Origin of the sequence: Pseudolabrys sp. Root1462 (assembly GCF_001426945.1) — a bacterium.
In the GTDB taxonomy this organism is placed as follows: domain Bacteria; phylum Pseudomonadota; class Alphaproteobacteria; order Rhizobiales; family Xanthobacteraceae; genus Pseudolabrys.
Genome location: NZ_LMFS01000003.1, coordinates 253,883 through 267,877, shown reverse-complemented (window position 1 = coordinate 267,877; position 13,995 = coordinate 253,883). Strand labels below are relative to the sequence as shown.

The 13,995-nt window shown below is 64.2% G+C and carries 14 protein-coding genes, 1 tRNA gene and 1 pseudogene; 6 read left to right on the top strand and 10 right to left on the bottom strand.

What is annotated here, in order from left to right:
* Together ASD45_RS17985 and ASD45_RS17980 are read left to right on the top strand one after the other, a co-directional pair.
* Positions 1 to 1,017, top strand: a complete 1,017-nt coding sequence (locus ASD45_RS17985) for an ABC transporter ATP-binding protein (protein WP_056913589.1) — start codon at positions 1 to 3, stop codon at positions 1,015 to 1,017.
* Positions 1,014 to 1,985, top strand: a complete 972-nt coding sequence (locus ASD45_RS17980; protein ID WP_056913059.1) for a dipeptide ABC transporter ATP-binding protein — start codon at positions 1,014 to 1,016, stop codon at positions 1,983 to 1,985. Before ASD45_RS17985 ends, ASD45_RS17980 begins: the two co-directional genes overlap by 4 nt.
* A 12-nt stretch (positions 1,986 to 1,997) precedes the next feature.
* Here ASD45_RS17980 and ASD45_RS24090 read toward each other — a convergent pair whose 3' ends face one another.
* The gene (locus ASD45_RS24090; protein WP_056913058.1) at positions 1,998 to 3,329 is read right to left on the bottom strand and encodes a cell wall hydrolase; all 1,332 of its coding nucleotides are present in this window, start codon (positions 3,327 to 3,329) and stop codon (positions 1,998 to 2,000) included.
* Between the two features lie 699 nt (positions 3,330 to 4,028).
* On the opposite strand from ASD45_RS24090, the gene ASD45_RS17970 reads away from it, so the two are divergent.
* Positions 4,029 to 4,454: an Hsp20 family protein gene (locus ASD45_RS17970; RefSeq protein WP_056913057.1), complete on the top strand. Its 426-nt coding sequence runs from the start codon at positions 4,029 to 4,031 to the stop codon at positions 4,452 to 4,454.
* A 94-nt stretch (positions 4,455 to 4,548) separates the two neighbouring features.
* Positions 4,549 to 4,827 carry a DUF1150 domain-containing protein gene (locus ASD45_RS17965; RefSeq protein ID WP_056913056.1) on the top strand — a complete coding sequence of 93 codons (279 nt, stop codon included), beginning with the start codon at positions 4,549 to 4,551 and terminating at the stop codon, positions 4,825 to 4,827.
* A 95-nt stretch (positions 4,828 to 4,922) separates the two neighbouring features.
* Here the strand turns inward: ASD45_RS17965 and ASD45_RS17960 are convergent, their stop codons facing one another.
* The 9 genes and pseudogenes from ASD45_RS17960 to ASD45_RS17920 all read right to left on the bottom strand — a co-directional run bounded on the left by ASD45_RS17960 (position 4,923) and on the right by ASD45_RS17920 (position 11,605).
* Complete coding sequence (locus ASD45_RS17960) at positions 4,923 to 5,198, bottom strand: DUF559 domain-containing protein (protein ID WP_348271240.1); 276 nt, start codon at positions 5,196 to 5,198, stop codon at positions 4,923 to 4,925.
* Between the two features lie 141 nt (positions 5,199 to 5,339).
* Positions 5,340 to 5,801 (bottom strand): PTS IIA-like nitrogen regulatory protein PtsN, encoded by a 462-nt coding sequence (ptsN, locus tag ASD45_RS17955; RefSeq protein WP_056913054.1) that lies wholly within the window; start codon positions 5,799 to 5,801, stop codon positions 5,340 to 5,342.
* Between the two features lie 147 nt (positions 5,802 to 5,948).
* A pseudogene (gene raiA / locus ASD45_RS17950) lies at positions 5,949 to 6,251 on the bottom strand (ribosome-associated translation inhibitor RaiA); the annotation flags it as partial.
* A gap of 169 nt (positions 6,252 to 6,420) precedes the next feature.
* Positions 6,421 to 7,965: an RNA polymerase factor sigma-54 gene (rpoN, locus tag ASD45_RS17945; protein WP_056913052.1), complete on the bottom strand. Its 1,545-nt coding sequence runs from the start codon at positions 7,963 to 7,965 to the stop codon at positions 6,421 to 6,423.
* A 171-nt stretch (positions 7,966 to 8,136) separates the two neighbouring features.
* Positions 8,137 to 9,063: an LPS export ABC transporter ATP-binding protein gene (gene lptB / locus ASD45_RS17940; protein ID WP_244485523.1), complete on the bottom strand. Its 927-nt coding sequence runs from the start codon at positions 9,061 to 9,063 to the stop codon at positions 8,137 to 8,139.
* A gap of 130 nt (positions 9,064 to 9,193) precedes the next feature.
* Entirely contained in the window at positions 9,194 to 9,847 is a 654-nt protein-coding gene (locus ASD45_RS17935; protein ID WP_244485521.1) for an LptA/OstA family protein, read from the bottom strand.
* 35 nt (positions 9,848 to 9,882) lie between these two features.
* On the bottom strand, positions 9,883 to 10,395 hold the full coding sequence (lptC, locus tag ASD45_RS17930; RefSeq protein WP_162249460.1) for an LPS export ABC transporter periplasmic protein LptC: 513 nt from the start codon (positions 10,393 to 10,395) through the stop codon (positions 9,883 to 9,885).
* A 340-nt stretch (positions 10,396 to 10,735) separates the two neighbouring features.
* Complete coding sequence (locus tag ASD45_RS17925; protein WP_056913048.1) at positions 10,736 to 11,362, bottom strand: ribonuclease D; 627 nt, start codon at positions 11,360 to 11,362, stop codon at positions 10,736 to 10,738.
* Positions 11,363 to 11,518: 156 nt separating this feature from the next.
* A tRNA-Leu gene (locus tag ASD45_RS17920) sits at positions 11,519 to 11,605 on the bottom strand.
* Positions 11,606 to 11,780: 175 nt separating this feature from the next.
* On the opposite strand from ASD45_RS17920, the gene ASD45_RS17915 reads away from it, so the two are divergent.
* Positions 11,781 to 12,755, top strand: a complete 975-nt coding sequence (locus tag ASD45_RS17915; RefSeq protein WP_056913047.1) for a complex I NDUFA9 subunit family protein — start codon at positions 11,781 to 11,783, stop codon at positions 12,753 to 12,755.
* Between the two features lie 76 nt (positions 12,756 to 12,831).
* Complete coding sequence (locus tag ASD45_RS17910; RefSeq protein WP_056913046.1) at positions 12,832 to 13,995, top strand: alpha-hydroxy acid oxidase; 1,164 nt, start codon at positions 12,832 to 12,834, stop codon at positions 13,993 to 13,995.

Below are 13,995 nucleotides of genomic sequence, written 5' to 3'. Positions count from 1 at the left end.
ATGGCCGTGATCGAAATCGACAATCTGGTCGTGGAGTTTCCGTCGTCGCAAGGCATGCTGCGCGCCGTCGACGGCGTGTCGCTGAAGGTCGACGAGGGCGAAGTGCTCGGCATCGTCGGCGAGTCGGGCTCGGGCAAGAGCGTCGCCATGCTCGCGGCCATGGGTCTTGTGCCCTATCCCGGCCGCGTCAGCGCCGAGCGCCTGATCTTCGGCGGCCAGGACCTCCTGACCCTGAGCGACCGCGAACGCCGCAAGATCGTCGGCAAAGACATGGCGATGATCTTCCAGGAGCCGGCGACCAGTCTCAATCCCTGCTACACCGTCGGCTTCCAGATCACCGAAACCTTGCGCCTGCACGAGAACATGGACCGCAAGGCGGCGCACCGCCGCGCCATCGAATTGTTCGAGCAGGTCGGCATCCCCGCGCCCGAAAGCCGGCTGTCCGCCTATCCGCATCAGATGTCCGGCGGCATGAACCAGCGCGTCATGATCGCCATGGCGATCGCCTGCAATCCGAAACTGCTGATCGCCGACGAGCCGACCACCGCGCTCGATGTCACCATCCAGGCGCAGATCCTCGACCTGCTGATGTCGCTGCAGCGCGAGCGCGGCATGGCGCTGGTGCTGATCACCCACAACATGGGCGTGATATCGGAGACCGCGCAGCGCGTCGCCGTGATGTATTCCGGCCAGGTGGTGGAGACGAACGCCACGTCCCGGCTGTTCGCCGAGCCGCAGCATCCCTACACCGCGGCGCTGCTCGCCGCCCGGCCGGAAAGCCGCATCGGCGACCGCCTCGCCACCATCCCCGGCAGCGTGCCGAGCCTCTACGAGCGGCCGGCGGGTTGCCTGTTCGCGCCGCGCTGCACCTATGCGACGCCGCGCTGCTTTGCCGACCGCCCCGAATTGCGCGACTGGCCGATCGGCGGCGGCGTGCGCTGCCATTACCCGCTCGGGGATCCTGACCGTGACGCGAAGATCGCCGCGGATCGGGCACAGGTCAGGGTGACGGCATGAGCGCGCTCGTCGTCGCCCGCGATCTGGTGCAGGTCTACAAGACGCGGACCGGCGCGTTCCAGCCGGTGCAGGAGTTGCGCGCCGTCGGCGGCGTGTCATTCACGATCGAGCCTGGCAAGACGCTGGCGGTGGTCGGCGAATCCGGCTGCGGAAAATCGACGCTGGCCCGCATGGTGACGCTGATCGAACCGCCGACCTCCGGCACGCTCGAGATCGACGGCCACGATGCGCTCAACCCGTCCACCGAGACCCGCCGCGCCTTGCGGCAGGCGGTGCAACTCGTATTCCAGAACCCCTATGGCTCGCTCAACCCGCGGCGCAAGATCGGCACCATTCTCGAAGAGCCGCTGATCATCAACACCAGGCTCGGCAAGCGCGAGCGCTACGAGCAGGTCCTGGCGATGTTGGCGCGCGTCGGCCTCGGGCCGGATCACGCGCGGCGCTATCCGCACATGTTCTCCGGCGGCCAGCGCCAGCGCATCGCCATCGCCCGCGCGCTGATGCTCAACCCGAAGATCGTCGTCGCCGACGAACCGGTCTCCGCGCTCGACGTCTCGGTGCAGGCGCAGGTGCTCAATCTGCTGATCGACCTGCAGAAGCAGTTCGGCCTCGCCTACATGTTCATCTCGCACGACCTCGCGGTGGTGCAGTTCATCGCTCACGATGTGCTGGTGATGTATCTCGGCATCGCCGTCGAGCACGGTCCGAAGGACGCGATCTTCGGGCAACCGCTGCATCCCTATACGCGGGCACTGCTGGCGGCGACGCCGGCGCTCGGCGGCAAGCGGCCCGAGCGCAAGATCGTCAAGGGCGAAGTGCCTTCGCCGCTCGACACGCCGAAAGGCTGCGTGTTCGCCGCGCGCTGTCCCTATGTCACCGATCTGTGCCGCGCCGAGCGGCCGCCGCTGCGGCCGGTCGCCGGCCGCCTCGTCGCCTGCCACTACGCCGAGCAGTTCCTGGCGGCGTAGAAAAGCGCTCGGCTACTTCTTCTTCGTCTCGACCTTGGCCATCGCCGTCTTGCCCCAGACCGGCTCTTCGGCGCCATTGCCCCAGGCGTAGGGCCGGTAGAAGCTGTGCAGGCCGTAGCGCACCATCTTGCGCATCTCGCGCACCCAGTTCGGGTGCACGTAGGAGGCGTGATAGTGCGTCGATTTGGCGACCTCCGGCACGTAGATCTGGCCGTCGAGCGTCTGCTTGGCGATGCGGTTGGCCCGCGCCCAGTGGCCGCGCTCGGTGATCACCTTGCGCTTGCCGTCGCAGGCGAAGGTGAATTGGCAGGCGAGATGACGATTGGCGTTCTGGTACACGACGCCGCAGACATCGCTCGGATAAAATCCGGAGAACACCCGGTTCATCACCACCTGCGCCACGGCCATCTGGCCGCGCACCGGTTCGCTGCGCGCTTCCCAGTAGATCGCATTGGCGAGGCAGCGCTCGGCCTTGGCGTAGTCCTTGCCCTCGAGCTTGAGCCGCTGCGCCGGCGACGGCGGCGGCACGCCCGGCGCCGGGATCGGCATCGGCACCATGCTGAGCGGCGGCAGCGTGATCTGCAACGCCGCAGGTGATGCGGCGACGGACGACGGCAGCGAGCCGACGTCGAGGCTGGCAAGTTGCACCGGCGCCGCGTGCGCGTCGGTCACAGGCGGCACCGCCGCTGCAGCCGCCGACACTGTCCGGGCCTCCTTCGCCACCGCCGGCGTCGGCGTGATGTCCATCGACACCGGCAGGGATGCCAGCGCGAACACCCCGGGGCGCTGGCTGTCGGCCGGCGGCAGCATGGCCATCTCGACCGCATCCCCGTGGCGCGCGGCCGCCAGTTCGGCGACGATCGGATTGTTCTTGATCAACTGAGCGGTCGGCTTGGTCGCCGGGCTCGGCGCCGGTCTGGCCACCGCCAGCTTCGACTCCTCACGCTTGGGCAGCGCCGGGGGCAACGCCGCCGCCGACTGCGCGACGGCTGGCGCCGGCTTTGCCGGTTCGTAAAGCGTCGCCGCCGGACGCGACAGCGAAGCGACCTTCGGCAGGCTCGCGATGCTGTCGCGCGGAATAGCGACCACCACCGTGCTGCGATCCGGATAGATCGAGATGTCGTGGATGCCGGCGAGCAACCGGTTCGGCAATTCGTCGTAGTGCATCCGGCCCTCGCGCAACGCGGCGGCGACGGTGGTCACGGCGCTCGCATTGACGAGATCGAGCGCGGCGATGGAGACGGCGGCGATGGCGGATACGATGCAGATCCGCTTGCCAACGACGAAGATTTTTTCGTCGAAGGTCGGGCCGAAAGCTTCGGGGTCGATGCTACGGGCTAACACGGGTACGCTCCGCTGACGGGTTCGGTCGAACGAAGCGATCTTAGCTTTGGAAAACGCAACCGCGCGGATGTTAGGAAAATTTTAGCCAAACAAGGCAAACAGGCGTGATTAATTTCGCGCGTTTCGCCGGCGGTATTTAACGAATAATCGTTAAACCGCAGCGTTAATCGCGGCGCGCCGTCGTCGCGGAATTACAAACAAACAAGTCGAATAAACAAACAAGCCGCTGATTTAATAAACAATCGGCGCGACGCGAGGACTGCGCTCGGGCGATCCCGGCAAGCCGGACGAAGCCGTTGCAGAGCCGCCGCGGGACGACGGCGTGCACCGCCTCGCGCCAGTGGGTGGGGGCGCGGACGGTGATCTTTCCGGTCGCAAAGTGACCTGGAGCATCCGGGCCGGGGCCGATTTGACGGAGGCGTCTCGACCGGCGTGGCGCTGGGCGCGGAGGACGAGGCGCGCCGTGGGCGGCGTTTGCGCCCGATTGACCCCTCACGCGGCATCCCGATCGCGGAAAAACGCGGATTCGGCCGGAAAATGTCTTGTTCTTGAACCTTTAACCGGCCCTGCCCATATTAACGACAGCCGGGCGGCAGTCGCCGACCGGCTTCGAAGCCGGATCCGGGGGGTTCCCAGGTCCGGGAGGGGTGCCCGCAAGGGGCCTCAACAAAGTCGCTTCACAGCGAGGACTTTGGGACTATGTCACGAGTGCCGTCACTATCCAGCCCGTTCCTGCTTGGGTTCGACGAAATCGAGCGTGTGCTCGATCGTGTCGCCAAGGGGGCCGATGGCTATCCGCCCTACAACATCGAGCGGCTGCCCCGCGATGACGACAAGCCGGAGCGCTTGCGCATCACGCTGGCGCTTGCCGGCTTCACGCGGGATCAACTCGACGTATCCGTCGAGGAGAACCAGCTCGTGATCCGCGGGCGGCAGCAGGACGACAAGACCCGGCATTACCTTCACCGCGGCATCGCCGCGCGCCAATTCCAGCGCACCTTCGTGCTGGCCGACGGCATGGAGGTGATGGGGGCCGACCTGAAGCACGGGTTGCTGTCGGTCGACCTAGTCCGGCCCCAGCCGGAACGGATCGTGCGATCGATCGCCATCAACGACCTGGAATAGGGTCGCCTGAAGCCGGGCGACAGAATGACGGAACTTTGAAGCAACGAAAAAGGACTCGACCGCGTTGAGCGTTCTAAGGAAAGGATCGAGGGCCATGACTGAATTCAAGCAGACTGGCATGAATGACACGGCTAATCCGGTAATCACGCAGGATGCGCTGGCGCATCTGGGCGACGGGCGTCTGGCGTATGTCAGACCGATCCGCTCGGAAGACGTCGCCAACATGTTCCCGCAGGCGCCGCAGATCGCGCCCGGATTGACGTTGTTTGCTCTGCACGCCGCGGACGGCACGCCGATCATGCTGACCGACACCCGCGAATCGGCGCTGGCCAGCGCCTGGAGCAATGAGCTCGAAGCCGTCAGCGTACACTGATCGGCCCTTCGCTCCTCTTTCCCTCTCCCCGTTCACGGGGAGAGGGTGGCTTGCGCAGCAAGCCGGGTGAGGGGCAACTCTGTTTGCTGACAAGTCTATTTGCTGAGCGCGTCCAAAATCGTTTCAAGGACGCCGTTCTTGTTCGCCAAGACATCATTGTTCCAGAAGCGCAGGATGCGATATCCGGCTTCGGCTAATCGCCGATCGCGCAGCACATCTTTTGGATTGTCGGCGTGCTGACCGCCGTCGACTTCGACGATAAGGCGTCTATCGCGGCAGGCGAAGTCCACGACAAACGAGTCGATGGCTTCCTGGCGGACAAATTTGAAGCCGGCCAGCCGACGATCTCTGAGTGAAAGCCAAAGCACCATTTCTGCGTCTGTCGAGTGACGACGCAGGCGCCTTTTAACCGCGACTTTCTGAGGCTCCGGTCCACGCACGAAAACCGCCCCTCACCCGGCCCGCACGACGTGCGGGCCACCCTCTCCCCGCTTCGCGGGGCGAGGGAAGAGCTACGCCGCGCTGCTTTGCGGCATCGCCAGTACGGCGTAGAGCGCGTCCGTATCGCTGGATTCGCGCAGCTTGCGCGCCACTTCCGGATCGCGCAGCATCCGCGCCACGCGCGCCAGTGCTTTCAGGTGATCGGCGCCGGCAGCTTCCGGTGCAAGCAGCAGGAAGATCAGATCGACCGGCTGGGAATCGAGAGCCTCGAAGTCGATCGGCCGCTCGAGCCGCGCAAACAATCCGAACAGACGGCCGAGCTTCGGCAGCTTTCCGTGCGGAATGGCGATGCCGTTGCCGACGGCTGTCGAGCCGAGCTTTTCACGCTGCAGCAGGATTTCGAGAATCGCGCGCTCGCTTTGCCCGGTGAGTTCGGCGGCGCGCGCGGCAAGTTCCTGAAGCGCCTGCTTCTTGCCGTTGACCTTCAGCGCCGGAATGATCGCGGCTGGCGCAATGAGATCGGTAAGCGTCATGGGCATGTCCGGGTAACGGAAATGGCGGCGGGCGGTTGTTTGAGGGGTGAAGGCCGCGGACCATAGGGACGGTCCAAGGCGCCGTCAATGGGTCCTAAAGGGCGGAAATTGCTGCATTTTATTGCAGCAACTGCCCATTCATCCGCCGCGACGGGCCTGATTGTCCTTGCGCCGGCGCTTATAGCGACGCAATCTTTTCTCGATATTGGTGGCCGCTTCATCCGCGCTGTCGTAGGCGTCGGTCGCCGATCCTTGCGCTTCGAGCAACGTGCCCGAGTCGAGATGCAGCACGCATTCGGTGCGAAATCCAAAACCGTCCCGGCCGATGGTCGCGTGCCCTGAATAGCCGCCGCGAAAGTATTTCGACGCCGCTTCTTCAACCCGGTCCGTTATGCGCTGTTGCAGCGAAGCGCCGATGCTGATGTTTTTCCCCGAGACGCGTAAAGGCATTTGGCAGCCTCCTTGTCAGTCTGTCGGACGGCGCCTGGCGGCGCCGTTTATCCCCCAGCAATCAATCATATCATGTGGAAATCGTTCCCCAGGTCAATGCCTGATCGCGCCATGCTGGGTGCGTAATTCCACTTAACCATTCCCCTTGCGCGCTGCCGTTCGGCCGCAATCAGGCATTGGCCGCCAGCTTTTCGCGCCGCCGCTGCACCGACGAAGGAATCCGCATTGCTTCCCGGTACTTGGCGACCGTGCGCCGTGCAATATCGATTCCCGCGCTGCGCAATTTGTCGACGATCGTGTCGTCGGACAAAACGTCGCTGGGACATTCTGCATCAATCAGCGAACGAATGCGATGACGCACCGCTTCCGCGGAATGCGCTTCACCGCCATCGGCCGATGCGATCGACGACGTGAAGAAATACTTCAGTTCGAATATGCCACGCGGCGTCGCCATGTATTTGTTGGCGGTGACGCGCGACACGGTCGACTCGTGCATGCCGATCGCATCGGCGACCGTCTTCAGATTGAGCGGCCGCAGATGCTGGACGCCCTTGGCGAAGAAGCCGTCCTGCTGACGCACGATCTCGCTCGACACTTTGAGGATCGTCTTGGCGCGTTGATCGAGCGCGCGCACCAGCCAGGTCGCGGTTTGCAGGCAATCGGCGAGATAGGTTTTGTCCTTGTCGCTGCGCGCGTTCTTCGACACCTGCGTGTGATATTTCTGGCTGATCAGCACCTTCGGCAGCGTGTCGGAATTGAGTTCGACTTGCCACGTGCCATCCGGCGCGGCGCGCACGAAGACGTCGGGCACGATCGGCTGCACCAGCGTCGAACCGAACGCCAGGCCGGGCTTCGGATTGAGATTCCGGATTTCGGCGATCATGTCGACGAGGTCTTCGTCATCGACTCCGCAGATCCGGCGCAGCGCGGCGAGATCGCGCTTGGCGAGCAGCGGCAGATTGGCGACGAGCGCCTGCATCGCCGGGTCGAAGCGATCGCGTTCCTTCAGTTGCAGCGCCAGACATTCGGTGAGGTTGCGGGCGCAGACGCCGGGAGGATCGAGCGTCTGCAGGACCGCGAGCACCGTTTCGACATCGGCCAGCGAGCAGCCGAGCTTCTCGGCCACCGATTCAAGATCGCCGGTCAGATAGCCGGTGTCGTCCACCATATCGATCAGGTATTGCGCGATCATGCGCTGCTTCTGATCGCCGAGGGCCAGCACCATCTGCTCGGAAAGATGCTCCGCCAGCGTGGTCTCGGCGGAAACGAAGGCTTCGAGATTGTAGTCGCCGTCGGCGCCGCCCGAGCCCGAGCCCGACCATTCCGAATAGGCCGGGGGCGGCGCCTCGGCCGGCGCGGACTTCGCGGCGCCATCGTCGGGGAAGACGTTTTCGAGTTCGGTGCCGAGGCCCTGCTCCATCGAGGAGCGGCTGGTTTCCATGTCGGCGCCGATCCAGTCCTGCGCGCCGTCGTCGCCCGCGCCGGCTTCGCCATCGATCTCGGCATTGCTGGCGGTGGAGCGCTCGGCGTCGGCATCGCCGGACGCGCCGTCATCGGCGCCGCGCTCGAGCAGCGGATTCTTTTCGAGTTCGGTCTCGACATAGGCCGCCAGATCGAGACTGGAGAGCTGCAGCAGCTTGATGGCTTGCATCAGCTGCGGCGTCATCACCAGCGCTTGGGTCTGGCGAAACTCTAGACGTTGAGACAGCGCCATTTATGGGGTTTCCCGGCGGAAACTGGTCCGATTCTTGCTTTCCACCGTATACGACTTCTGTGCCCGGGGAAAGCCGGGATTCCGCACTGCGGTATGCACAAATTTTAGGCTACCGGACCGGCTTGTTCGCCAGGTCGCTGCGGCCCAAGGCGAAGCGGGCCGCTGTGCGCGCTACATTCTGAATTCTTCGCCGAGGTAGAGCCGCCGGACGTCGGGGTTGTTCACGATATCCTCAGGCCGGCCCTCCATCAGGACCTCCCCGGAATAGATGATGTAGGCGCGGTCGGTGAGCCCGAGCGTCTCGCGGACGTTATGGTCGGTGATCAGCACGCCGATGCCGCGGTTGGTGAGATGACGCACCAGTTGCTGAATGTCGCCGACCGCGATCGGGTCGATGCCGGCGAAGGGCTCGTCGAGCAGCATGTAGCTCGGCCGCGTCGCCAAGGCGCGCGCGATCTCGACGCGGCGGCGCTCGCCGCCCGACAGGGCGATGGTCGGCGTCTTGCGCAAGCGCGTGATGTTGAATTCCTCGAGCAACGCCTTCAGGTCGGCGTCGCGGCGGCGGCGATCGGGCTCGACCACTTCGAGCACGGCGCGGATGTTTTCCTCGACGTTGAGGCCGCGAAAAATCGAGGCTTCCTGCGGCAGGTAGCCGATGCCGAGGCGGGCGCGCTGGTACATCGGCAGGCCGGTGACGTCGTAACCGTCGAGCTCGATGCGGCCGCGATCGGCCTTGATCAGGCCGGTGATCATGTAGAACACGGTGGTCTTGCCGGCGCCGTTGGGGCCGAGGAGGCCGACCGCCTCGCCGCGGCGCACGTAGAGCGTGACGCCCTTCACCACCATGCGGCTGCCGAAGCTCTTCTCGACGCTGTGGGCGGCAAGATAGTGCCGCGCCGCCTGGCGCTGCGGATCGCGCGGCTGCTGCTGCGGCTGTTGAGCCGGCGGCCGCTGCTGCGGCGGCTGCTGGCCCGGTTGCCGCTGCTGCTGTTGTTGCGGCGCCGGCTGGCCGGCCGGACGCATCACCGGCGCGGCCGCGCGTTGCGGCGCGCGAGGTTGGGTCGGCTGCCGGCGTCGAAACAGCGAGATGATATTCACCCGCAAACCCCGCGGTATGTGACGTGACGGAGCCGGATGGCCTCGGTCGGGAGGCGAATCCGCCCCGGGAACCCTAGCTGATTCCCGGCGCAGGCGGGCTTCATGACCGAGGGTCTGGTTTTAGGCTGCGTCAATTGCGCGGCCCCAGCTGCAACGGCCCTCGGGGAGCGGGTGGTGGGGCGGTCTGCGGCGCGCTTGCCGGCGCTCCGGGGCCGCCGCCGCTGGGCAGGAAGAGGCCCTGAACCCGGCCTTTGCCATTCTTGCCCGATTCGACACGCGAGACACCGGTGGTCAGATCGACGACCAATTTCTCGCCACGCAGCACGTTCTTGCCCTGCGTCATCACGACATTGCCGGTGAGCGTGACGGTGTTCGTCGGCATATCGAAAACGCCGATCTCACCGGTCGCGGTTTGATCCTTCTGCGTCACGACGACATCGCCCCGCGCCTCGAGGCGCTTGATCTTCTGCGACCCGTTGGGTCCCGGCGTCGCGGCTTGCATCGGTTTGCCGGTTTCCGCCGCGCCACCACCCTGGCCGTCCTGCACGTAGAACACCACGAGCTTCTGGCTGCGCATCGCGGTGTCGCCCTGCTTGACTCGGACGTCGCCGGAGAAGGTCGCGACCTTGTCCTTGTCGCGCACCTCAAGGGTGTTCGATTCGATGTTCACCGGCTCGTCGCGATTCTGCGAGAAGCCTTGCAACGCGTTGGGCGGGCCCTTGTTCTGCTGCTGCTGCTGCTGATTTTTCGGCTGAGCCTGCGCACCCACAGCCAGCGCCAGCAAGGCCGCAACGGAAATGATGGATCGGACAAACAACTTCATCGCGCCGGTATCTTGTCTTTACGCAACGGCTCGCCGTTGAGCATCACAGTCATGTTCACGCCGTTCTCGAAGCGAATGACATCGCCGGAATTGGTGATGTTCATCCGGTTGGCGTTGAGGATGCCTTGCAACATTTCGAGTTCCACCGGCTTCTCCGAGACCACGTCGCCGCTGCGAACATCGACAACCGCTTCGGTCAGACGGCCCTTGTAACCATTGTCCGACGACAAAAGGATCTGCTGCTCGAGCTTGAGTGATTCTTTCTTGGTGTCGTAGACGCCGCTGATCGCGGTCATTCGCATTATGCCTTTGTCTTCCATTTGAACTTTGGCGTTGATGTTCTGTAATTCCACCACGTCCGGCTTTTTAAGATCCTGCGCCGCCGCTTCGGCGGTGAATTCGTATGGCCGCTGGTCCTTGGTGAAACCGCTAAGGCGCGGCTTTTCCATGGTGATCTTGGTCCCGGACACGACCAGTTTGTCCAGATTGACCGGCAGCGCCTGCAGCATGCGGGCGGGATTGAAATAGGTAATCAGCGTGACCACCAGAAGACCGACGGCGACCCCGATCGGTATCCCGACGCGGAGCCACCGTACCCACCGGCTGTGCCGGCGCGCCGAGCGAAAGGCGCGCTCGCTTTGCGCCTGGCTCATGCTCCAGTGTGCCCGCGCCAACCCGGGGTCGATCTTCGCTGTGGTCACCCTGTTCATGTTCAGAACTGACCCGCGCTCCGTTTGGTCGGATTTTCGAGAACTCGCCTTGCCCCATGCGGCGGCAGACTGCCGATAGAATATGGCCCCTGCGCGGCGGAAAACAGCGCGCCGGACCGCTTGAACCGCCCAGAGAGCCTCAACCGGCCTTGACCGAATGCGAAAAGATGTCCTCGTCGGCCCATCCGGCGAGATCGAGTTTCACCCGTTCGGGCAGAAATCCGAAGCATGCAGCGGCAAGCGCTGTACGGCCTTCGCGCGCCAGCATTGCGTCGAGCTTATCCCGCAAAGCATGAAGATAAAGCACGTCGGACGCGGCGTAAGCGACCTGCGCCTCGCTCAGGTCCTTCGCGCCCCAGTCGGACGATTGCTGCTGCTTGGACAAATCGACACCGAGCAGTTCGCGCGCCAGATCCTTCAGGCCGTGGCGGTCGGTATACGTGCGGACCAGGCGAGAGGCGATTTTGGTACAATAGACCGGCTGCGCCATGACGCCGAACGCCTTGTACATGACGCCGATGTCGAAGCGACCGAAATGAAATATCTTGAGGATCGACGGATCGGTCAGCAGCTTCTGGATATTCGGCGCGGACATCTGACCGGGCACGATCTGGACCACGTCGGCGGATCCATCACCTGGAGACAACTGCACAACGCAGAGCCGGTCACGATTGACGTCGAGCCCGAGCGTCTCGGTATCGATCGCCACCGCGCCTTTGTAGGCGTCGAGATTGGGCAGGTCACCGCGGTGCAGTCGGACGGTCATTCAGGCTTCCGGTTTCCAGGGGCGCGATACTGCGGCACTTGCCGGGAGTGGCGTGCACCGATTCGGCATTCTACGCCGGAGAAACGACGATCGGGCCGCATTTTCAAGCGCCTCGAGGCGCGCCTCGACAGAAACAAGGCAGGAAAATGCGAAGAATGGTGCCCAGGAAAGGACTCGAACCTTCACGACCTTTCGGCCACTGGCACCTGAAGCCAGCGCGTCTACCAATTCCGCCACCTGGGCAGGGGCCGGGGTCTAGTAAGGACCATGGTCCGGCTTGTCAATTGAGCGCCTTCAAGAGTCTGCAAAAGGCTCCGGATGCTGGTGCACAGCACGCTTGAAGCGGCCCGCCGTCGGCCTATAAAGACCTCAAAGACCTCTCTTTGCCAAAGACTTTCCCAGCTAGGTGAGCGCGGACATGACCGCCCAGAGCAATTCCGACACCCTCGTCACGGTTTATGGCGGCTCCGGCTTTCTCGGTCGCCATTTGGTCCGGGCATTGGCCAAGCGGGACTACCGCATCCGCGTGGCCGTGCGGCGGCCGGAACTGGCGTTCCATCTCCAGCCGCTCGGCCGGGTCGGCCAGATCCACGCCGTCCAGACCAATATTCGCGACGCCCGCTCTGTCGAGGCCGCGGCCCGCGATGCCTCGGTGCTGATCAACCTGGTCGGCATCATGCAGGAAGGCGGCCGCCAGCGCTTTAACGCTGTCCATGCCTATGGCGCCGAGCAGGTGGCGCTGGCCGCCAACGCCCACGGCGCCCGCATGGTCCATGTCTCCGCCATCGGCGCCGACGAGACGTCGGACGTCGGCTACGCCCGCTCCAAGGGCACTGCGGAGCGCCTCGTGCTCGCCGCGCAGCCGAAGGCGGTTCTGATGCGGCCGTCGATCATGTTCGGCCCCGAGGATGACTTCTTCAATCGCTTCGCCACGCTCGCCCGCATATCTCCGTTCCTGCCGTTGATCGGTGGCGGCCACACCAAATTCCAGCCGGTGTTTGTCGGCGATGTCGCCAGCGCGATCGCCGATGCAGTCGATGGAAGACTCCAGGGCGGCGCGACCTATGAACTTGGCGGGCCTAGCGTGCGCAGCTTCAAGGAGCTGATGCAGTACATTCTGACGACTATCGAGCGTAAGCGCCTGCTGGTGCCGATGCCGTTCTTCGCCGCACATATCGAGGCGCTGTTCCTGCAGTTCGCACCGCAGCCGTTCACGCTGACGCCCGGCCAGGTCGATCTCTTGCGAGCCGACAACGTCGTGTCCGACAAGGCAATCGCCGAGAACCGCACGCTGCCGGGCATTGGCATCGTGCCGGAGACGGTCGAGGCGATCGTTCCGTCCTACCTGTGGCGCTTCCGCAAGACCGGCCAGTTCAAAAGTCACGCTGCCTAGGAAGACACGCGGGCCGCGACAAGCCGGACAAAGAGCCGGCGGGGACCTGCGTGACGACAACAACACGGGGAGTGAAATGCCGGTCATCACGAATGTTGAAGACTTGCGCCAGCTTGCCAGACGCAAGGTGCCCAAGGCGATCTTCGAATATATCGACCACGGCTCTTACGATCAGCTTTCTCTCGCCGCCAACCGGAACGACATCAACGCCATCCGCTTTCGCCAGCGCGTCCTGATCGATGCCGAGACACGCGATCTGAAGACCAAGATGCTGGGTGAAGACGTCGCGATGCCGATCGCGATCGCGCCGACCGGCCTCACCGGCCTGATGCACGGCGATGGCGAGATGCTCGCGGCGCGCGCCGCAGAAGCAGCCGGCATCCGCTTCACCTTGTCCACCATGTCGATCTGCTCGATTGAGGACGTGCGCTCAGCCGTCAAGGGACCGTTCTGGTTCCAGCTTTACGTCTTCAAGGATCGCGGCTTCAGCGAGGAAGTGATCGAACGCGCAAATGTCGCGGGATGCACGGCCTTGTTCGTCACCGTCGATCTGCCGATGCGCGGCCAGCGCCACTGCGACATCAAGAACGGCCTGACGGTGCCGCCGCGTTTGACCACGCGCAACGTGTTCGACGTCATGACCAGACCCGCCTGGCTCTCCAGCGTGCTGATGGGCAAGCGCAAATCATTCGGCAATATCGACCATTACCTGCGCAAGAAGGGTGGGATCTGGGCCGCCGGCCGCTGGGGCGGCGATAACATGGATGCCACGCTGTCGTGGAAGGACATTGCCTGGATTCGCAAGCATTGGCCGGGCAAGCTCGTCATCAAGGGCATTCTCGATCCGGAAGACGCCAAGCTCGCAGCCAACGAAGGCGCCGACGGCATCGTCGTGTCCAACCATGGCGGCCGGCAGCTCGACGGCACGCCCGGCACCATTACGGTGCTGCCGCGCATCGCTGACGCCGTTGGCGATCGGCTCGAAGTGTTTCTCGATAGCGGCATCCGCGGCGGACAGGACGTCCTCAAGGCGCTGGCGCTCGGCGCCAAAGGCTGTTTCATCGGCCGCGCATACCTATACGGCCTCGCGGCGATGGGCGAAGCCGGCGTCGCCAAGGTGCTCAGCATCATGCGCGAGGAGCTGCGCGTGTCAATGTCACTGACCGGTGTCAAGTCGATCAGCGAGATCAGCCGCGATATTCTTTACGACCGTTACGACGACACGCGGCGGAACGTCTGA